Below are 18,369 nucleotides of genomic sequence, written 5' to 3' on the forward strand. Positions count from 1 at the left end.
ACCCCACCGCACGTCCCCAATGTGGCATTGGGGACGCTGAAGTTCCCCAATGCCACATTGGGGACATCTCCGCCTACTGGATGAACGCGCTGAGCAGGAGCCAGGAGACGACGGCTGAGGGCAGCAGCGAGTCGAGGCGGTCCATGATTCCGCCGTGGCCGGGCAGCAGGTCGCCCATGTCCTTGATCCCCAGGTCCCGCTTGATCAGCGATTCGACAAGATCGCCGAGCGTGGCGGTGAGCACGATCGCCGCGCCGAAGATGATGCCCTGCCAAGCCTGACCGCCGAGGATCAGGCTCAGCGTCAGCGCACCGGCGCCGATCCCGGCGATCATCGAGCCGGCGAAGCCCTCCCACGTCTTCTTCGGGCTGATCGACGGTGCCATCGGGTGCTTTCCCCTGAGCACTCCGGCGATGTAGCCACCGGTGTCGGAGGCGACCACGCCGATCATGAACGCGAGTACCCTGCCGACGCCGTCGTCGGGCGGTACGAGCATCGCGGCGAACGCCGCGAACAACGGCAAGTACGCGCTCGCGAAGATGGACGCGCCGACATCACGAAGGTAGCCGTTGGCACCGCCGGGAAGCCGCCAGAGCAGACAGGCGAGCACGGTGAGCACGAACGCGGTGAGCGCGCCCTCCCGGCCGAACGGCCAGGCCAGCCAGATCGTCGCCTGACCGCCGACCAGCACCGGGATGAGCGCGATCCGGATGTCGGCCGCCCTGCGCAGAGCCCTGGCCAGCTCGATCGTGCCCAGCGCTATCGCCGCGGCCACGATCCCGATGAACAGGAACCGGACGGTGAACAGCGACACCAGGATCGCCGCACCGAGTACGACCCCGACCGCGATGGCGGCGGGCAGATTCCTGCCCGCCCGCGAGGAGTTCTCCATCGGCGGTACCGGCTGGGTTGCCCCTTCCGATGCGACAGGCCCGTCGGATGGATCCGCGCCCTCGCGCTCCTCGCTCACGCTGACTCCCGCCCCGGGCACCCGCTCACACCTCGAGCAGTTCGGCTTCTTTGTGCTTCACGAGCTCGTCGACCTGGGAGACGTAGCTGTCGGTCAGGTGCTGCAGCTCCTTCTCCGCACGGGCCACCTCGTCCTCACCCGCCTCGCCGTCCTTGGCGATCCGGTCGAGCTCTTCCTTGGCCTTGCGACGCACGCTGCGGATGGAGATCTTGGCGTCCTCGCCCTTGCCCTTGGCCACCTTGACCATCTCCTTGCGCCGCTCCTCGGTGAGTTGCGGGATGGAGATGCGGATGACGGTGCCGTCGTTACTCGGGTTCACGCCGAGGTCGGAGTCCCGGATCGCCTTCTCGATCTCGTTGAGCTGGCTGGCGTCGTAGGGCTTCACCACTGCCATGCGCGCTTCCGGAATGTTCACGCTGGCGAGTTGGTTCAGCGGCGTGGGAGCGCCGTAGTACTCGACGTGAATACGGGAGAACATCGACGGCGTCGCCCGGCCGGTTCGCACCGACGCCAGATCCTCCTTGGCGACGGACACCGCTTTTTCCATCTTCTCCTCGGCGTCGAGGAGGGTCTCGTCGATCACGGCTACTCCTTGCTCATGTGGCGCTGCTAGTGGCTGTGGCGGAACCCGGCAGGGTCTACACCTGGATGCGACCTGCGGGGGTGTTGACCAATGTGCCGATCCTCTCACCACTCACCGCGCGAGCGATGTTCCCCTGGGTAAGCAGGTTGAAGACGATGATCGGCATGTTGTTGTCCATACAAAGACTGAAGGCGGTGGCGTCGGCGACCTTGAGGCCGCGCTCGAGCACCTCCCGATGCGTGATCTCGTGGAACATCTTGGCCTCGGGATCGGTCTTCGGGTCCGCGGTGTAGACCCCGTCGACCGCCTTGGCCATCAGAACCGCGTCACAGCCGATCTCCAGCGCACGCTGCGCGGCGGCCGTGTCGGTCGAGAAGTAGGGCATCCCCACGCCTGCCGCGAAGATCACCACGCGCCCCTTCTCCAGGTGACGCTCGGCGCGCCGCGGGATGTAGGGCTCGGCGACCTGTCCCATGGTGATCGCACTCTGCACCCTGGTCGGAACGCCTTCCTTCTCCAGGAAGTCCTGCAGTGCGAGGCAGTTCATCACGGTGCCCAGCATCGCCATGTAGTCGGCCCGGTCCCGGTCCATCCCCCGCTGGGACAGCTCGGCCCCCCGGAAGTAGTTGCCACCGCCGATCACCACGGCCAACTGCACGCCGTCGCGGACCACGTCCGCGATCTGCACGGCCACCGAGTGCACGACATCGGGATCGACTCCGACCGCGCCGCCACCGAACATCTCGCCGCCCAGCTTGAGCAGCACTCGCCGGTAGCCGCCCTCCGGTCGCTCTTCACCCATGTCTTGCTCAGCCTCCTGCTTCGGCGGGCACCGCTGTCCGGTCCTGTCATGACGATGCCCCGTCCCCGATGCTGCCGGAGACGGGGCACTGTCCGTGTCGCGCGCGTCGGCTCTACTGCTGGCCGACCTCGAAGCGGACGAACCGGGTAACGGTCACACCCGCCTCGTCGAGCAGAGCCTTGACCGTCTTCTTGTTGTCGGTCACCGAAGGCTGGTCAAGCAGCACGGCGTCCTTGTAGAAGGCGTTCACCTTGCCCTCGATGATCTTGGGCAGAGCCTGCTCCGGCTTGCCCTCCTCGCGGGCGGTCTGCTCGGCGATGCGCCGCTCGTTCTCCACGAGGTCGTTCGGGACCTCGTCGCGCGTCAGGTACTTCGCCTTCAGCGCGGCGACCTGCAGCGCGGCACCGCGAGCGGCGTCGGCTGCGGCGTCACCCTCACCGGTGTACTCGACGAGGACGCCGACCGCGGGAGGCAGGTCCGAGCCACGGCGGTGCAGGTAGGTGGACACGGTGCCGTCGAAGTAGGCGGCCCTGCGCAGCTCGAGCTTCTCGCCGATCTTGGCGGCCAGCTCCTGCACGGCCTCGTCCACCGTCTTCCCGCCGAGGTCGGCAGCCTTCAGCTGCTCGACGTCGTTGGTCTTGGCGGCCCTGGCGGCCTCGACGATCTTCGCGGCCAGCTGCTGGAACTCCTCGTTCTTGGCAACGAAGTCGGTCTCGGAGTTCAGCTCGATCAGCGCGCCGCCGTCACCGGCGACCAGACCCTCGGCGGTCGCCCGCTCGGCGCGCTTGCCGACGTCCTTGGCACCCTTGATGCGCAGGAACTCAACGGCCTTGTCGAAGTCGCCGTCGCTGTCCTCCAGTGCCTTCTTGCAGTTCATCATGCCGGCGCCGGTGAGTTCGCGGAGGCGCTTGACGTCCGCCGCGGTGTAGTTCGCCATCGTGCGTTTCCGTTCCTTTTCCCCTGTACGCGGGATGGTTTGGTGGCTGTGCCCCGCGGCCGCCGGAACGGCCGCGGGACAACATCGAAGTCGGTGTTCGAACCGCCGTCAGGACGCGGTGGTCTGCTCGGTCTGCTGGGGCTGCTCGGTGGCGGCCTCGACGTTGGTCTCGGCCTTCTCGGCGTCACCAGCGGCGGAGTCGGATCCGGCGAGAAGCTCCTTCTCCCACTCGGCCAGCGGCTCATCCGTCGCCACACCCGGCTCCGGCTTGTCCTGACCGTCGACAGCGGCGCCGTTGCGGCCCGAGCGGGCCATCAGCCCGGCCGCGGCCGCCTCGGCGACGACCTTGGTCAGCAGCGCCGCGGAACGGATCGCGTCGTCGTTACCCGGGATCGGGTAGTCGACCTCGTCCGGGTCGCAGTTGGTGTCCAGGATCGCGACCACCGGGATGTTGAGCTTGCGCGCCTCGCCGACGGCGATGTGCTCCTTCTTGGTGTCCACGATCCACACGGCGCTTGGCACCTTGGACATGTCGCGGATACCGCCGAGAGTCTTCTCCAGCTTGTCCTTCTCGCGGGTGAGCGTGAGGATTTCGCGCTTGTTCAGTCCCACGAAACCGCCGGTCTGCTCCATCGACTCCAGCTCCTTGAGCCGCTGGAGACGACGGTGCACGGTCTGGAAGTTGGTCAGCATTCCGCCGAGCCAGCGCTGGTTCACGAAGGGCATGCCGACGCGCAGGGCCTCGGCCGCGATCGCTTCCTGGGCCTGCTTCTTCGTGCCCACGAACATGATCGTGCCGCCGTGCGCGACCGTCTCCTTGATGAACTCGAAGGCGCGGTCGATGTAGGTCAGCGTCTGCTGCAGGTCGATGATGTAGATGCCGTTGCGCTCGGTGAAGATGTAGCGCTTCATCTTCGGGTTCCAGCGGCGGGTCTGGTGCCCGAAGTGCACGCCGGAATCGAGCAGCTGCTTCATGGTGACGACGGCCATAGCCGGATTCGCACCTCTTCTATCTTGGGCATGCCGTGCTTGCGCCCGACATGCGCGGTCGGTTTTGTCGCGATCGGCCGGGTGGCCGCTCGCCCTGGTGCCGTGCCAACGTCCGGACCCCTCGGGGGTTTGAACCGGGGGGACCGCCGAACGTTGTGTGTCCCGCTGACCAGGAGTTTCCGGAGAAATCCCGGCGGAACGCGCACGTCACTGCGGAGTCAGTCAGTGCATGCACAGACTGCGGCACAGATTGTACGCCACGCGACCAGCACCGGGGCCGACCAGGGCACCGCACGCGGCCCGGGCCGGTCGCACGCGACGACCATCGCGCCTGGTTGTTCCCGGCGCACGCGGTTGTCCACAGATCTTGCGCGGCTCGCCCACCCGATCGCCTGCTGCCCCAGGCTGAGTTCCATGAGTTCCATGAGTTCCGACCGAGCCCACGTCCACCGGCGGCACGCGCCGCTCGCACTGGTGGTCACAATCAGCCTGCTCCTCCTGCCGTGGCCGCACCCGCAGGCGGTGGCGATACCCGCCGCGGCGGCCGGTCTCGAGCCGCGCTTCAGCTGGCCGCTACTGCCAGCACCGGCGGTGACCAGGAATTTCGAGGAGCCCGCTCATCCGTACGGGCCGGGGCACCGCGGGGTCGACCTGAGCACCGAGGTGGGGCATTCCGTGCTCGCCGCGGGCGAGGGCACGGTGCGGTTCGCCGGGACGGTCGCGGGTCGTGGAGTGGTGTCGATCGAACACGACGGCGAACTCCGCACCACCTATGAGCCGGTGGTGCCCACGGTCAGCACCGGGGAGCAGATCCATCGCGGCCAGGTGATCGGCCAGGTCGCCGCGGGCCACGAGGCCTGCCCCGTGGCCGCATGTCTGCACTGGGGCGCACTCAGGGCAGGCGAGTACCTGAATCCGTTGCGCCTGGTCCGGCCGGACACCAGACTGCGACTCAAGCCGTGGGAGCCGTAACCCCAGTTCACCGACAAGTTCAGACAGTGGCCTGCTCGACCAGCTTCGCCCGCAGCCGCAGCACCGCACGAGTGTGCAGCTGGCTCACGCGGGACTCGGTCACCCCGAGGACCTTCCCGATTTCGGCCAGGGTCAGGCTCTCGAAGTAGTAGAGGCTGACCACCACCCGGTCGCGCTCGGTGAGTTGTGCGATGGCCTCGGCCAACTGGCGACGGTTGTCCTGGTCTACAAGGACCGCCACGGGGTCGACGGCATCGTCGTCGGGCAGCGTGTCCACCAAGGAGCCGGTCTCCTTGCCCGCCGCGACCAGATCCTCCAGTGCGACGACGCTGGTCAACCGCAGCTGGCCGTAGAGGTCTCGGAGTTCGGCCACCGTGATGCCCAACTCGGCGGCCAGTTCGGCGTCGGTCGGCGTCCGGTGCAGCCGGGCACCCAGCCGTTCCAGGGCACGCTCCGCCTCGCGGGCCCGGCTGCGCACCACCCGCGGCACCCAGTCCTGCGACCGCAGGTCGTCCAGAATCGCGCCGCGAATGCGCTGCATCGCGTAGGTCTCGAACCGCAGCCCGCGTTCGGGATCGAACTTCTCGATCGCATCGACGAGCCCGAAGATGCCGGACTGCACCAGATCGCCGACGTCCACGTGTGTGGGCAGACCGGTGCCGACCCGCCCTGCGACGTACTTGACCAGCGGTGCGTAGTGCAGCACGAGACGGTCGCGGATGCGCTGTTCAGGAGCACGGGAGAACTGCCGCCACAACGCCTGGATACCCGCGTCGACGTCGCTGCCTTCGGTCTCACCCGCCTCGGTGAGCTCGTACTGAGCTGTCATGAGAGCCCCGGTCTCAGGGCCCGTCTGGAAGCGCGGGGGCGCAGCAGCGCCCCCGCTCGGCTGGTGAGGCGGGCCAGGCATGTTCCGGTTCTCAGACGCTCGGTCAGTAACGCGGTCAGGGTGGTCTCCCGGCTCGTGCGAAGTCGGCGGCGCACCCTCATCGGGCTCGGGGGTGGGTTTGGTCATGGATCGCCTTCAGCCGCTCGACGGTCACGTGAGTGTAGAGCTGCGTTGTCGCAAGCGTAGCGTGACCAAGCAGTTCCTGAACGCTGCGAAGGTCAGCGCCTCCCTCCAGCAGGTGAGTCGCCGCCGAGTGGCGCAGGCCATGTGGGCCCATTGACGCCGCTCCCGGCACGGATTCAACCGCGTCGTGCACCACGCGGCGGACCGCACGGGGGTCGAGGCGGGCCCCCCGGACCCCCAGGAACAGAGCCGTTTCGGTCGAGTCGCGCCCGCGGCCTGCGAGTACCTGCGGCCTCCCGTCGTCGATCCAGTCGCGAACGGCTCGCGCGGCCGGAACACCGAACGGCACGGTCCGCTCTCGTGAGCCCTTACCGAGGACCCTGAGCACGCGCCGGTCGAAGTCGACGTCTCCGACATCGAGACCGCACAACTCCGCGACCCGGATCCCGGTGGCGTAAAGCAGTTCCAGCATCGCGTGATCACGCAACGCGACCGGATCGCGCTCCCTGGCCCCCGCGGCGGAGCCACGCATCACCTCGGCGGCTTCGGTGTGCCGCAGCACGCCGGGCAGCGTGCGCTGCGGACGCGGAGCGACCAGGCGCGCACCGGGGTCCGTCGGCAGAAATCCCCGTTTGTGGACCCATGCGGTGAAGGTGCGCACAGCAGCCGTGCGCCTGGACAGTGTCGTCCTGCTCAGCCCGCCTGCTCGCTGGCCTGCGAGCCACGCACGCAGCTCGGCGATGTCGAGTCCGTCCAGCGGACCGCCCGTGTCGTCGGCCGAGGTGGAGCCGCCGAAAGCGCCCTGCTCCTGTTCCTGAGCTTCGGCCTCGGTCACCCCGTGCAGGAATCCCAGCAGCGAAACCACGTCACCGAGGTAGGCGCGCACCGTGTGGGCGGAGAGCCCACGCTCGAAAGTCAGGTGCCGCTCGTAGGCGGCGACGAGTTCGTCGGCGGCGCGCGGCAACCGGGAACGGATGCGGAGGAGGTCTGCTCGTCGTGCCGATGACGCCATAACCCTGGACGCTGCGCCACCGGGAGGCCGCGGTCAAGCATCGCCACGCCCTCCGGCACCCTTGCCTCGGCCGGTCCGCCGCCACCCACTCTCGCAACGTTCGGCCAGCCCCTCCAGCTCCAGCTCGGGCAACAGCGCTCGGACACGCGAGAGCGGCACTCCCGATTCGGTCGCCACACCATCAGGTGATTTCCCTTGCCTTCCACCCAGTGCTTCATGGACGCGCAACGCCTGCGCGCTGAGACCGTCCGTCGAGCGCTGCGGCCGGGCGGCCTCCGGCGAGGCCGATCCGAGCGGACCGACGCTGTCCAGCACATCACCGACCGAAGCCACCAGCGTCGCCTCACCTTCCCGGATCAGCGAGTGGCAGCCGACTGACAGCACGGAGCCCACCGGTCCCGGCACGGCCATGACCACCTTGCCCAGTGCGCTCGCCCGCCCCGCCGTGTTGCGAGCACCGCTACGCCCGCCGGCCTCGACGACGACCGTGCCACTGCTGAGCGCGGCGATCAGCCGGTTGCGCACCAGGAAGCGATGCCGGGCGGGAGGCGTTCCTGGCGGGTATTCGCTGATCACCAGTCCGGTTCGGGCTACCCGGCCGAGCAGACCCACGTGCCCTGCCGGATAGCCCGCGTCCAGCCCGCAGCCAAGTACGGCGATGGTCGGCCCTTCAGCGGCGAGGCACCCGCGGTGTGCTGCCCCGTCGATGCCGTAGGCCGCTCCGGAGACCACCGTCAGACCCGCACTGGCGAGCCCATGGGCCAACTCGGCCGCGGTGTGCTCGCCGTAGCCTGTGGCGGCCCGCGCGCCGACCACGGCCACCGCTCGTTCCGTGAGCCCGTCGAGCCTCCCTTCGCCGCGGCCCCAGATCGCGATCGGCGGTGCGAGCCCGCGCAGTCCCCTGCCGGTGGCGATGTCCAGCGACAACAGGGGCCACGCGGGCCATTCCTCGTCCTCCGGGGTGATCAGCCGCATGCCGAGCCGGGCGGCCTCGGCGAGATCGCGGTTGGCCAACTCCAGTTCGCGCCGCGCGCTGGTCTCCTGGGCAACTGGATCAGGCACCTGGCCAGCGCGTACCCGCGCCGCCGCTTCGCACACTCCTCGTGCGGATGCGAACGCGGCCAGCGCGGGCGCGGGTGGTTCCGCGACCCGGAGCAGGTAGGCCCGTGCACGGCGCGCCTCACCTCCGGCATCGGAGCCGGTCATGCCGCTCTCCTGTCCCTGAACTCGAGTGCGGCGGCGACGTGGTCCGAGTCCGGCCTCGCGGCCCCGGCCAGGTCACCGAGCGTCCAGGCGATGCGCAGGCACCGGTCTGCGCCTCGCGCAGTGAGTGAGCCCCGGCTCAGCGCACGTTCGAGCAGCGCGGTGACCGAGGTGGGCAGGGTGAATTCGCGGCGCAGTACCGGGCCTGGCACCTCGCCGTTGTGCCGCCAGCCGCGACCCGCCCACCGGTGTGCGGCTCGCTCACGGGCCCGCAGAACCCGCAGCCGGACCGTTTCCGAACTCTCGGGTTCACCGCCGTCAAGATTGGCGATAGCGGTGAGCGGACGCATCCGGACACGCAGATCCACCCGGTCCAGCAGCGGACCGGACAGCCGGGCCATGTACCGGCGCCGCACCGAGGGAGAGCACGCGCAGTCGGTCTCCCGCGCAGGCGCGCACGGACATGGATTGCAGGCGAGCACGAGCTGGAAACGCGCGGGGTAGCGAGCGACCCCACGCTGCCGCGCTATTCGCACCTCTCCCTCCTCCAGTGCGGTGCGCAGCGACTCCAGCCGTTGCGGGCCGAACTCGCATGCCTCGTCGAGGAAAAGGACGCCGCGGTGCGCTCGGCTGATCGCCCCTGGTACCGCGAGGCCGCTGCCGCCCCCGATGAGCGCGGCCACCGAGATCGAGTGGTGCGGCGCGACGATCGGGGGCACGCGCACCAGCGGAGACGCCGGCGCGAGTGACCCGTGGACCGAGTGGACCGCGGTGACCTCGAGGGATTCCGCGGGGGTGAGCAGGGGCAAGAGTCCCGGCAGGCGGCGCGCGAGCATCGTCTTGCCGATCCCGGGAGGGCCGGTGAGCAGGAGGTGGTGCCCGCCCGCCGCCGCCACCTCCAGCGCCCACCGCGCCTCGGGCTGGCCGACGACGTCGGCAAGGTCGGGCACCGGTGGCTCGCCCTCCCCCACGCGGGCGCTGGGTGCCACCAGCGACTGCTCCTCCCTGAGCCATGCGAGCACCTCGGTGAGGCAGGCTGCTCCGCCGACTTCCATCCCGTCCACCAGTGCCGCCTCCGGCAGCGACTCCGCGGGCACGACCGCTCGCGTGAGGCCTGCGCCCTGCGCCGCGAGCAGTGCGGGAAGGACGCCACGAACGGGGCGCAGCCGTCCGTCGAGTGCCAACTCGCCGAGCAGGGCGGTGCTGGACAACTTGTCGGCAGGCACGACGCTCGCGGCGGTGAGCACGGCGATCGCGATGCCCAGGTCGTAGGCGGAACCGGCCTTGGGCAGGTTGGCGGGTGACAAGCCGAGCGTGACGTGGCGTTCCGGCCAGGACAGTCCGCTGTTGCGCACTGCCGCTTTGACCCGGTCCTTCGCCTCTCGGAGGCCCGGATCCGGCAGGCCGAGCAGTTTGATGCCAGGTAGCCCCGCGCCGAGATCCGCCTCGATCTCCACGAGCCTGCCTTCGATCCCGAGCAGCGCGACCGACCAGGTGCGTGCCAGCGGCATCAGAACACTCCCGGCAGGTGGCGGATCTCTGCCGTGTGGTGCGGTCGGAGCAGGACCGACACGACGTCGCAGCGGACCGTGCACCAGCCAATGCGGTTCTCGCGTAACCAACGGTAGGCCAGCCTGCGGACCCTGGCGGCCTTCACCGGCGTGACTGCCTCCTCCGGAGCGCCGTAACCGGTTCCCGAACGAGTCTTCACCTCACAGACGACGACGATCGTGCCGTCCGTGGTGATCAGGTCGAGTTCACCGTCGCGGCAACGCCAGTTCCGGTCGAGTACCACAAGTCCGAGATCGCGCAGGTACTCGGCGGCCAGCTCCTCTCCCCTGCGGCCCAGCTCCAGATGGGCAGGACGGCCACTGCCAGGTGCAGGCGCTACGCGCTCGATCGTTCCGGTCACCGCTACCCCCAGGTTCTGCCAACCTCAGCTCGGTCACCTCCGAAGCTGCCAGTGCGACAGGGGCAGGCGACAGAGTGAGTTCGCGAACCTGTGGACAAAACGGGGGCTGTGGACAACTTCCGCCGACCCGCGAACAGGCGGGTCGGCGGAAGTTGCAACAAGGTGTTGGCCGCGCCGGAGGAGCGTGCCGCGGCACCTGACGCGAGCGCCTTCCTCCGCCCCTCCTAGCCGGTGAAGGGGCCATCCTCGGGCAACCGGAGTTCGGGCTTGTCCAGCTCCTCGACGTTCACGTCCTTGAACGTGATGACCCGGACATGCTTGACGAACCGAGCGGGCCGGTACATGTCCCACACCCAGGCGTCGGACATCCGCACCTCGAAGTAGACCTCGCCGCCACCGTCACGTACCTGCACGTCCACGGCGTTGGCCAGATAGAACCGGCGCTCGGTCTCCACCACATACGAGAACTGGCTGACGATGTCGCGGTACTCCCGGTACAGCGACAGCTCCATCTCGGTCTCGTACTTCTCGAGATCCTCTGCGCTCATGAAATGCGCGCCCCTCCTCGCGAGCTGGTCGGCCGTTGCACGGCGGATGGTCCATTCTGACTCACGCCACCGTCAGCTGCGGGTTCCGCCTCGCCCGACATCCGCACAAGTGCGGCCGCGGTGAGCAGGACGCGGCGGGACGGACGCCTGCCATGTGCGACGGCGGCCATCGCGACGTTCGTGTAGGACCACCGGTGCACCTCGCTGGGACCGTGTTCGGTGAGTGCCGCGCCGTGCTCGGCGGTGGTGTAGCCCTTGTGGATGTCGAAGCCGTACACCGGGTGTTCCTCGTGCAGGCCCGCCATGATCCGGTCCCTGGTGACCTTCGCCAGCACGGATGCCGCTGCCACGCACGCGACCGCGCGGTCTCCCTTGATCACGGGAATGCTGGGAGCGGGCAGTCCGGGGACGCCGAAGCCGTCCGTGAGCACGTATCCGGGTTGCAGGTCGAGGCCGGCCACGGCCCTGCGCATGCCCTCGACGTTGGTCACATGGATGCCGACCGCGTCGACTTCCTCCGTCGGGACCACCACGATCGAGTAGTCCAGTGCCCGCGCCAGCACACGCTCGTAGACCCGCTCGCGGGCGGCAGCGGTGAGCAGCTTGGAGTCGGTCAGTTCGGGCAGCCGTGCCCCGTCACCGGGGCGCAGCACACAAGCGGCGACCACCAGCGGTCCCGCGCAGGCCCCCCTGCCTGCCTCGTCGACACCCGCCACCGGGCCGAGACCTCGACGATCGAGCGCGGCCTGCAGGCCCCACTGGATCTCCCCGCGCACGACAGCGCGGGGAGGGCGAATGGCCGACGCGACCGGCTTGGGCGCGACCACGTACTACCGCTTCCGGTCAGCCGTCCCGCGGACGGAAACGGCAAGCCTGCGCCCGCCCGCCACGGCCGGCCATGCGGCGAGCGCTCCGATACCGATCGGCAGGCCGTCCTGCCACCCTGGAGCACTCATCGCGCTCGCCTGGGCAGACGCCTGCTGAGGGTTGTGATCGCTGATCCCGCCCCAGCGACTCGGCGGCAGCACGATGATCCGCGCCTTGCCGATGATGTTGTCGACCGGAACAGCGCCGCGCTCACCGCCACCACCCTGGTAACGGGAGTCCTGCGAGTTGTTCCGGTTGTCGCCCATGACCCAGACCGACCCCTCCGGGACGGTCACCGGGCCGAACTCCAACTGGGTCCGCTGCCCGTTCTCCCAGTGGATATAGGGCTCATCCAGAGGCTGACCGTCGACCATGACCCGATTCTGGTCATCACAGCACTCGACCGTCTGCCCGCCCGTCGCGATGATCCGCTTGACGAAGTCGCGCTCGTCCGGCGGGGCAAGACCCACGATGGAACCGATGCCGCGGAAGAACTCGACCAGGCCGTTGCTGGACTCCTGAGCCGGTAGTTCGTTCTCGACCCACGGCTCCGGCCCCTTGAACACCACGACATCGCCGGGAGCGGGATCGGAGAAGTTGTAGGTGACCTTGTCCACCAGGATGCGGTCCGGCGTACAGCCGGGACATCCGTGCAGCGTCTCCTCCATCGATCCCGAAGGGATCATGTAGACCCTGGCCAGGAACTGCTGGATCAGGAACGCGAAGACCAGCGCCACCACGATCAGGATCGGCAGCTCTTTCCAGAATGAACGCTGCTTCTTCTGCTTTCGGTGGCGGTGTGCCGCTTCCTGTTCTGTCTCCTCCGACTCATCGGAGGAGGCACCAGCGGAGTCCGGGGAGTCCGGCGACATATCGTCCTTGGGGCGCTCGGGTTCGTCCTCAGCTGCGTTGGACGGCACAGGTTCAACCACGTAGCCAGGCTACGGTAGCGAGTCCGCTACTCAGGAGGCAGTGGGGGTCTCGCGGCGTTCCTTGATCTTGGCGGCCTTGCCACGCAGATCGCGCAGGTAGTAGAGCTTCGCGCGCCGCACGTCGCCGCGCTTGTGCACCTCGAGCTTGGCGATGTTCGGCGAGTGCACCGGGAAGGTGCGCTCGACGCCGACGCCGAAGGACACCTTCCGCACGGTGAAGGTCTCCCGGATGCCGCCACCCTGCCTGCGGATGACGACCCCCTGGAACACCTGGTTGCGCTCGCGGTTGCCCTCGATAACGCGGACGTGCACCTTCAGCGTGTCGCCCGGGCGGAAGTCCGGGATGTCGGAACGCATCGACTGTGCGTCCAGGGCGTCCAGGGTGTTCATCGGGAGTCCGTCCTCGTCCTTCGTGGCCTACGTATATTCGGGCGCGCGCCTGATTCACTGGCGGCAGGCCCGGGGGTTCGGCGGGCGCGTGAACGATGTGGTCCACAAGCGCCAACCGGTCAAGTATTACAGATGCCCGGCGCGGACCCCGTCACGGGGTCCGCTCGGGCTGGTCGCGGAGCCGTTCGAGCACGGCCCGGTCGTGCGCGTCCAGGCTGTCCTCCGGCAGTGCCGCGATCAGGTCGGGTCGCCGGAGCGCGGTCCTCTCCAGTGACTCGTCCCTGCGCCACCGGTCGATCAGCGCGTGATTGCCCGAGCGCAGCACGTCGGGCACGGCCATGTCCCGCCACACCTCCGGTCGCGTGTAGCTCGGGCCCTCCAGCAGCCCGCCGGAGAAGGCGGAGAAGGAATCCTGCTCGGCGGAGGCGGGGTTACCGAGCACCCCGGGCAGCAAACGGACGACCGCCTCCACCATGACGAGCACCGCCGCCTCGCCGCCCACCAGCACGTAGTCACCGATCGAAACCTCGTCCACCGGCATCCGCCGCGCGGCGTCGTCGATGACCCGCTGGTCGATTCCCTCGTACCGCCCGCAGGCGAAAACGAGGTGCTCTTCCTCGGCGTAGGCATGCGCGAGCGCCTGGTCGAACGGCCTTCCCGCGGGGGTGGGCACGACGAGCCTGCTGCCCTCGGCGCACACGTCGTCGAGTGCGGCACCCCAGATCTGCGGCTTCATCACCATGCCGGGACCACCGCCATACGGGGCGTCGTCCACAGCGCGGTGCACGTCGTGGGTCCAGCCACGGAGATCGTGCACGCCGACCTCGATCAGGCCCCGGTCAATGGCACGACCGAGCAGCGCGGCCCGCAGCGGGTCGAGGTACTCGGGAAAGATCGTGACGACGTCGATGCGCACGACGGCTCCTATTCCAGGTCGAGCAGGCCCTCGGGCGGGTCGAGCACGACGCGGCCGCCCGGGACGTCGACGGTGGGAACGATGTCCCGCACGAAAGGCACCAGCACGCTCCGGCCGTCCCGGTCCACCGCCAGCAGTTCACCGCCCGGTGAGTGGACGATCTCGCGCACCGTGCCCACCACGGAACCGTCGGTCAGTTCCGCGCGCAGGCCCTCGAGTTCGTGGTCGTAGAACTCGTCGGGGTCCTCGGTCGCGGGGAGGTCGGCGGTGTCCCCGAGCAGCAGAAGCCCCCGCGCGGCTTCCGCCGCCGTCCGGTCCGGCACCTCGTCGAAACGCACGAGCAGCCGCCCGCCGTGCTGGCGGGCGGCTGCCACTGTGAGCCTGCGGGTACTTCCGTCACGGGATCGGCCGATCAGCACCGACCCGACCGCGAATCGCCGCTCGGGCGAATCCGTACGCACGTCCACGGCGAGTTCGCCGGTGATGCCGTGCGCCTTCGCGACGCGACCGACGGCGACCTGCGTCGCCCCTGCGGGCCGCGCCTGTCCTGCCTGTCCGGTCGGGCGCGCCGGATCCGTCGACTCGGTCGCCATCGGTGCTGTTTCCGGCCCGTAGTCAGCGATCCGTGTCGACGACGTCGACGCGTACCCCACGACCACCGATACCGCCCATGACGGTGCGCAGGGCGGTCGCGGTACGGCCGCCGCGGCCGATCACCTTGCCCAGATCATCCGGGTGGACGTGCACCTCGAGGGTGCGGCCCCGGCGGGTGGTGAGCAGCTCGACCCGGACGTCGTCCGGATTGTCGACGATTCCGCGAACCAGGTGTTCGAGAGAGTCGGCGAGAAAGCTCACGCCTCGGCCTTGTCAGCCTCGTCGGCCTTCTCAGCGGTCTCCGGCTTCTCGGCCTTCTCGGTCTTCTCCGCCTTGTCCGCGGAGTCGGCCTTCTTGCCGCCCTTCTTCTTGGCCGTGGTGGCCTCGGTCGAAGGGGCGTCACCGGCGGCGGCGAGCGCGGCGTTGAAGAGGTCCTGCTTCGACGGCTTCGGCTCGGCGACCCGCAGCGTGCCCTCGGCACCGGGAAGGCCCTTGAACTTCTGCCAGTCGCCGGTGATCTCCAGGATGCGCTGCACCGGCTCGGTCGGCTGGGCGCCGACCTTCAGCCAGTGCTGGGCGCGGTCGGAGTCGACCTCGATGAAGCTCGGCTCCTCCTTGGGGTGGTACTTGCCGATCGTCTCGATGGCCTTGCCATCCCGACGGTTGCGCGCGTCGGCGACGATAATCCGGTAGTACGGCGCACGAATCTTGCCGAGGCGCTGCAGCTTGATCTTGACGGCCACTGGTGTGGGTACTCCTTGCGTATCTCTCGATGCTCGAGGTTCGGGACACGATCCGTGTGGGGATCCGGATGCGAGCGCCCGCAGGTCAGGACGCCCCGGCGCGGTGAGAGGGTCCGGCCGGAGCAGGCAGTCCATTATTCTGCCAGATGGGACCTGGCGACCGGCCCTCGGTCCCCCGCAACGGCGCTGAGCCTTGCCCGGCGCTCGCTCAGATGGTGAGCACTCCCAGCCCGGTGAGCAGGATCGCCAGCGCGGGCAGGAAGTTGTTCATCTGGTGTGCCACGACACTGCCGAGCAGCCTGCCGGTGAAGAACCTGGCCAGCCCGATCGGGACGGCGATGACCAGCAGCAGGGTCGTGCGCAGCGGCTCCAGGTGGCTCACCGCGAAGACGGCCGTGGAGATCAGGAACGCGGCCAGCCTGCCCCACTTCTCATTGCCCCAGTTCAGCCGCTCGACCGCACCCCACAGCAGGCCACGGTAGATGACCTCCTCGCAGATCGGGCCGAGCAGCCAGAGGTACAGGAACATCGCCACGGCGGCAGAGACCGACATCGGCTGGTCCTCGACCATCGCGCTGATCGCCGAGGTGGCGTTCTCCTCCCCCACGGCCTGCGTCCACACGAACGCTCCGACGGTCGTGCAGATCAGGCCGACCACCCCGAGGCGCAGGCCGAGGCGCACGTCGTCCCATCGCCAGGACAGGTGCAGGTCGGCCAGGGGGCCGTTGCCCCTGACCACGGTGATCAGGATCGCGACGGAGGCGGCGATGACCGTGGGCGCCATCGTGCCGATCAGGACGTGCCAGACGGGCAGTGGGCCACCGTCGGCCGGCTTGCCGAGCAGCACGCCGACGAAGGCGGCCGACGCCAGCAGTACGGCTTCCACCAGCAGGAACGCACCGAAGCCCCACCGATGCACCGGCGCGGGGCCGCGGACCGGAGTATCGATCGCGGCGGACTCGGCATCGAGGGTGTCGTCCGCGTCGGGGACCGACTCCCTGGACTGCCGTGAGGTCACGCCGATCCTTCCGTGTTCGACAGGGGTGCACTGCAGCTTAGCGGTAGCGGATCAAGGGGTCAGGGCATGGTGAACAACAGCAGTGCGGGCGGCAGGTTGTTCGCGGCGTGCGCGACCATACTGGCGCCGGTACGCCCGGTGACCAGCCGCGCCACGCCGATCGCGACACCCTGCCCGAACAGCGCGATCATCCGCGAGGGCTCACCGTGCACCTGCGCGAACACCAGCGCGGTGAGCAGCAGGATCGCCCACTGCGGCACGCGGTAGAACGCGAGTGAGTTCCACATCGCACCGCGGAACAGCAGTTCCTCGGTGACCGGTGCCGCCAGCACGACGACCAACGCGGCGAGGATCAGCCAGACGAGCTCGTCGCCGAGGCCCGACGCGAGCTCGACGAGCGGGCCGCTGTTGACCGATTCCGGGCCGTACACGGCGAGCAGCACGAGGTTGAGCAGATACCCCACGAGCAGCGCGAAGCCGCCACAGGCCAGGCCCACCTTGAGATCTCGCGCGTTCGGGATCAGTCCGTAGTCCGCGCGCAGGCCCCGCCCTCGAAGCCACGACCCGATCGCGGGGCCGAGTCCGAGCAGCAGGTTGGGCAGGAACGCCAGCAGGATGATCGGCCCGATCTCGGTGGACGCCCGCGCGGGCAGATCGTCGACGCTGCCCGTGAGCACCGCGGCCAGCACCAGTGAGACAAGGTAGTAGCCACCCAGCCCGGCGAAGAAGGCCAGAAAGCCCCAGTGGACCCCGAACACCAGGCCGTCCCGGACCTCGGGTGCGTTGTCTTCGTGCTCGCGCCCCACCCGGCCTCCCCGCCCCGCTCGTCATCCGTGTGATGTCCCCAATGCCACATTGGGGACCTTCAACGTCCCCAATGTGGCATCGGGGACGTTCTGCTCAGCCGATGAGCTGTCCGCGCAGGATGATGTGCCGGGGCCTGCGCAGTGCACCGAGATCGGCTCTCGGGTCCTCGTCGAGGACCAGCAGGTCGGCGGGCGCGCCGTGGGCGATGCCCTGGTGCCCCAGCCAGTCCCGCGCGCCCCAGGAAGCGGCCCCGAGCGCCTGTTCCGCGCTCATCCCCGCCTGGTGCAGTGCTTCGATCTCGTCCACCAGCCTGCCGTGCTCGACCATGCCGCCCGCGTCACTGCCCGCGAACACCCGCACGCCCGCCTCGATCGCCGAACGCACGGTGGCACCGACCCGGGCGTGCAGGTCCCGCATGTGCGCGGCGTAGGCCGGAAACCGGGTGGCCTTGTCGGCGATGCCGGGAAAGTTCTCGATATTGATCAGTGTGGGCACGAGCGCGGTCCCACTGGTGGCGAGCAGGTCGATCTGCTCGGCATCGAGACCGGTGCCGTGCTCCAGGCAGTCAATGCCCGCCTCGATCAGCCCCGGCAGCGCTTCCTCACCGAACACGTGCGCCGTCACCCGCGCTCCGGCGTCGTGCGCCACCGCGATCGCCTCGGCCAGTACGTCGTCCGGCCACAGCGGGGCGAGGTCGCCCACCGACCGGTCGATCCAGTCACCGACGAGTTTTACCCAGCCGTCGCCGTCGGCCGCCTGTGCCGCGACGGCCTCCGGTAGCTGTTCGGGAGCGTCGAGCTCGATCCCCAGCCCGGGGATGTAGCGCTTCGGCAGGGCCAGATGCCGCCCGCTGCGGATGATTCGCGGCAGGTCCGCCCGCTGCTGCAGTGGCCGGATGTCGAGCGGCACTCCGCAGTCGCGGATCAGCAGCGTGCCCGCGTCCCGGTCGGTCGTGGCCTGCTCGGCCGCCTCCTCGAGGGAAACCGGACCACCGATCCCGATGCCGGGGTGACAGTGGGCGTCGACCAGGCCGGGAACGAGGTACCCGTCGATGTCAAGGGATTCGGCTCCCGGTACCGGCTCGGTACTGATCCGGCCGTTCGCGATCCAGAGTTCCTGATGCTCACCCTCGGGCAGCACCACGCCACGCAGGTGCAGCAC

Annotated in this window: 22 protein-coding genes; 1 reads left to right on the forward strand and 21 read right to left on the reverse strand. The window is 69.1% G+C overall.

Features of this window, described 5'->3' with window-relative positions; all coding sequences use genetic code 11:
• Positions 1 to 73: 73 nt before the first annotated feature.
• From BM199_RS04500 to rpsB, 5 genes are all read right to left on the reverse strand, one after another.
• The gene (locus BM199_RS04500; RefSeq protein ID WP_091670010.1) at positions 74 to 970 is read right to left on the reverse strand and encodes a phosphatidate cytidylyltransferase; all 897 of its coding nucleotides are present in this window, start codon (positions 968 to 970) and stop codon (positions 74 to 76) included.
• A 25-nt stretch (positions 971 to 995) separates the two neighbouring features.
• Positions 996 to 1,553, reverse strand: a complete 558-nt coding sequence (gene frr, locus BM199_RS04505; protein WP_091670013.1) for a ribosome recycling factor — start codon at positions 1,551 to 1,553, stop codon at positions 996 to 998.
• A gap of 55 nt (positions 1,554 to 1,608) precedes the next feature.
• Positions 1,609 to 2,355, reverse strand: coding sequence for a UMP kinase (gene pyrH / locus BM199_RS04510; protein WP_091670016.1), 747 nt, complete (start codon positions 2,353 to 2,355; stop codon positions 1,609 to 1,611).
• Between the two features lie 112 nt (positions 2,356 to 2,467).
• Positions 2,468 to 3,292: a translation elongation factor Ts gene (gene tsf, locus BM199_RS04515; RefSeq protein WP_091670019.1), complete on the reverse strand. Its 825-nt coding sequence runs from the start codon at positions 3,290 to 3,292 to the stop codon at positions 2,468 to 2,470.
• 108 nt (positions 3,293 to 3,400) lie between these two features.
• Positions 3,401 to 4,282 carry a 30S ribosomal protein S2 gene (gene rpsB / locus BM199_RS04520; RefSeq protein ID WP_091670022.1) on the reverse strand — a complete coding sequence of 294 codons (882 nt, stop codon included), beginning with the start codon at positions 4,280 to 4,282 and terminating at the stop codon, positions 3,401 to 3,403.
• 423 nt (positions 4,283 to 4,705) lie between these two features.
• On the opposite strand from rpsB, the gene BM199_RS04525 reads away from it, so the two are divergent.
• Positions 4,706 to 5,254 carry a M23 family metallopeptidase gene (locus tag BM199_RS04525; protein ID WP_177242469.1) on the forward strand — a complete coding sequence of 183 codons (549 nt, stop codon included), beginning with the start codon at positions 4,706 to 4,708 and terminating at the stop codon, positions 5,252 to 5,254.
• A gap of 19 nt (positions 5,255 to 5,273) precedes the next feature.
• Here the strand turns inward: BM199_RS04525 and BM199_RS04530 are convergent, their stop codons facing one another.
• The 16 genes from BM199_RS04530 to BM199_RS04605 form a co-directional block, all read right to left on the reverse strand.
• On the reverse strand, positions 5,274 to 6,083 hold the full coding sequence (locus BM199_RS04530) for a FliA/WhiG family RNA polymerase sigma factor (protein WP_342741692.1): 810 nt from the start codon (positions 6,081 to 6,083) through the stop codon (positions 5,274 to 5,276).
• Between the two features lie 157 nt (positions 6,084 to 6,240).
• Entirely contained in the window at positions 6,241 to 7,278 is a 1,038-nt protein-coding gene (locus tag BM199_RS04535) for a tyrosine recombinase XerC (RefSeq protein ID WP_091670032.1), read from the reverse strand.
• 33 nt (positions 7,279 to 7,311) lie between these two features.
• Positions 7,312 to 8,484 carry a DNA-processing protein DprA gene (gene dprA / locus BM199_RS04540; protein WP_091670035.1) on the reverse strand — a complete coding sequence of 391 codons (1,173 nt, stop codon included), beginning with the start codon at positions 8,482 to 8,484 and terminating at the stop codon, positions 7,312 to 7,314.
• Entirely contained in the window at positions 8,481 to 9,992 is a 1,512-nt protein-coding gene (locus BM199_RS04545; RefSeq protein WP_091670038.1) for a YifB family Mg chelatase-like AAA ATPase, read from the reverse strand. The genes dprA and BM199_RS04545 overlap by 4 nt, the downstream gene beginning before the upstream one ends.
• Positions 9,992 to 10,393 (reverse strand): YraN family protein, encoded by a 402-nt coding sequence (locus BM199_RS04550; RefSeq protein ID WP_245788157.1) that lies wholly within the window; start codon positions 10,391 to 10,393, stop codon positions 9,992 to 9,994. Before BM199_RS04550 ends, BM199_RS04545 begins: the two co-directional genes overlap by 1 nt.
• Positions 10,394 to 10,617: 224 nt before the next feature.
• A complete protein-coding gene (locus BM199_RS04555) occupies positions 10,618 to 10,941 on the reverse strand; it encodes a DUF2469 domain-containing protein (protein ID WP_091670041.1) in 324 nt (107 codons plus the stop codon).
• The gene (locus tag BM199_RS04560; protein ID WP_245788158.1) at positions 10,938 to 11,768 is read right to left on the reverse strand and encodes a ribonuclease HII; all 831 of its coding nucleotides are present in this window, start codon (positions 11,766 to 11,768) and stop codon (positions 10,938 to 10,940) included. The genes BM199_RS04555 and BM199_RS04560 overlap by 4 nt, the downstream gene beginning before the upstream one ends.
• A gap of 3 nt (positions 11,769 to 11,771) precedes the next feature.
• Positions 11,772 to 12,728 carry a signal peptidase I gene (lepB, locus tag BM199_RS04565; protein WP_091670044.1) on the reverse strand — a complete coding sequence of 319 codons (957 nt, stop codon included), beginning with the start codon at positions 12,726 to 12,728 and terminating at the stop codon, positions 11,772 to 11,774.
• 42 nt (positions 12,729 to 12,770) lie between these two features.
• Positions 12,771 to 13,130 carry a 50S ribosomal protein L19 gene (gene rplS / locus BM199_RS04570; RefSeq protein WP_091670046.1) on the reverse strand — a complete coding sequence of 120 codons (360 nt, stop codon included), beginning with the start codon at positions 13,128 to 13,130 and terminating at the stop codon, positions 12,771 to 12,773.
• A gap of 151 nt (positions 13,131 to 13,281) precedes the next feature.
• Positions 13,282 to 14,046: a tRNA (guanosine(37)-N1)-methyltransferase TrmD gene (gene trmD, locus BM199_RS04575; RefSeq protein ID WP_091670049.1), complete on the reverse strand. Its 765-nt coding sequence runs from the start codon at positions 14,044 to 14,046 to the stop codon at positions 13,282 to 13,284.
• Positions 14,047 to 14,054: 8 nt separating this feature from the next.
• Positions 14,055 to 14,639 carry a ribosome maturation factor RimM gene (gene rimM / locus BM199_RS04580; protein WP_091670052.1) on the reverse strand — a complete coding sequence of 195 codons (585 nt, stop codon included), beginning with the start codon at positions 14,637 to 14,639 and terminating at the stop codon, positions 14,055 to 14,057.
• A gap of 22 nt (positions 14,640 to 14,661) precedes the next feature.
• Positions 14,662 to 14,901 carry an RNA-binding protein gene (locus BM199_RS04585; RefSeq protein ID WP_091670056.1) on the reverse strand — a complete coding sequence of 80 codons (240 nt, stop codon included), beginning with the start codon at positions 14,899 to 14,901 and terminating at the stop codon, positions 14,662 to 14,664.
• Positions 14,898 to 15,383 carry a 30S ribosomal protein S16 gene (gene rpsP, locus BM199_RS04590; RefSeq protein WP_091670059.1) on the reverse strand — a complete coding sequence of 162 codons (486 nt, stop codon included), beginning with the start codon at positions 15,381 to 15,383 and terminating at the stop codon, positions 14,898 to 14,900. The genes BM199_RS04585 and rpsP overlap by 4 nt, the downstream gene beginning before the upstream one ends.
• Positions 15,384 to 15,591: 208 nt before the next feature.
• Positions 15,592 to 16,401: a CPBP family intramembrane glutamic endopeptidase gene (locus tag BM199_RS04595; protein WP_091670062.1), complete on the reverse strand. Its 810-nt coding sequence runs from the start codon at positions 16,399 to 16,401 to the stop codon at positions 15,592 to 15,594.
• 59 nt (positions 16,402 to 16,460) lie between these two features.
• On the reverse strand, positions 16,461 to 17,207 hold the full coding sequence (locus BM199_RS04600) for a CPBP family intramembrane glutamic endopeptidase (RefSeq protein WP_091670064.1): 747 nt from the start codon (positions 17,205 to 17,207) through the stop codon (positions 16,461 to 16,463).
• A gap of 94 nt (positions 17,208 to 17,301) precedes the next feature.
• Positions 17,302 to 18,369, reverse strand: coding sequence for an amidohydrolase family protein (locus BM199_RS04605; RefSeq protein WP_177242470.1), 1,068 nt, complete (start codon positions 18,367 to 18,369; stop codon positions 17,302 to 17,304).

This window comes from Amycolatopsis marina (assembly GCF_900111885.1).
Taxonomy (GTDB): Bacteria; Actinomycetota; Actinomycetes; order Mycobacteriales; family Pseudonocardiaceae; genus Amycolatopsis; species Amycolatopsis marina.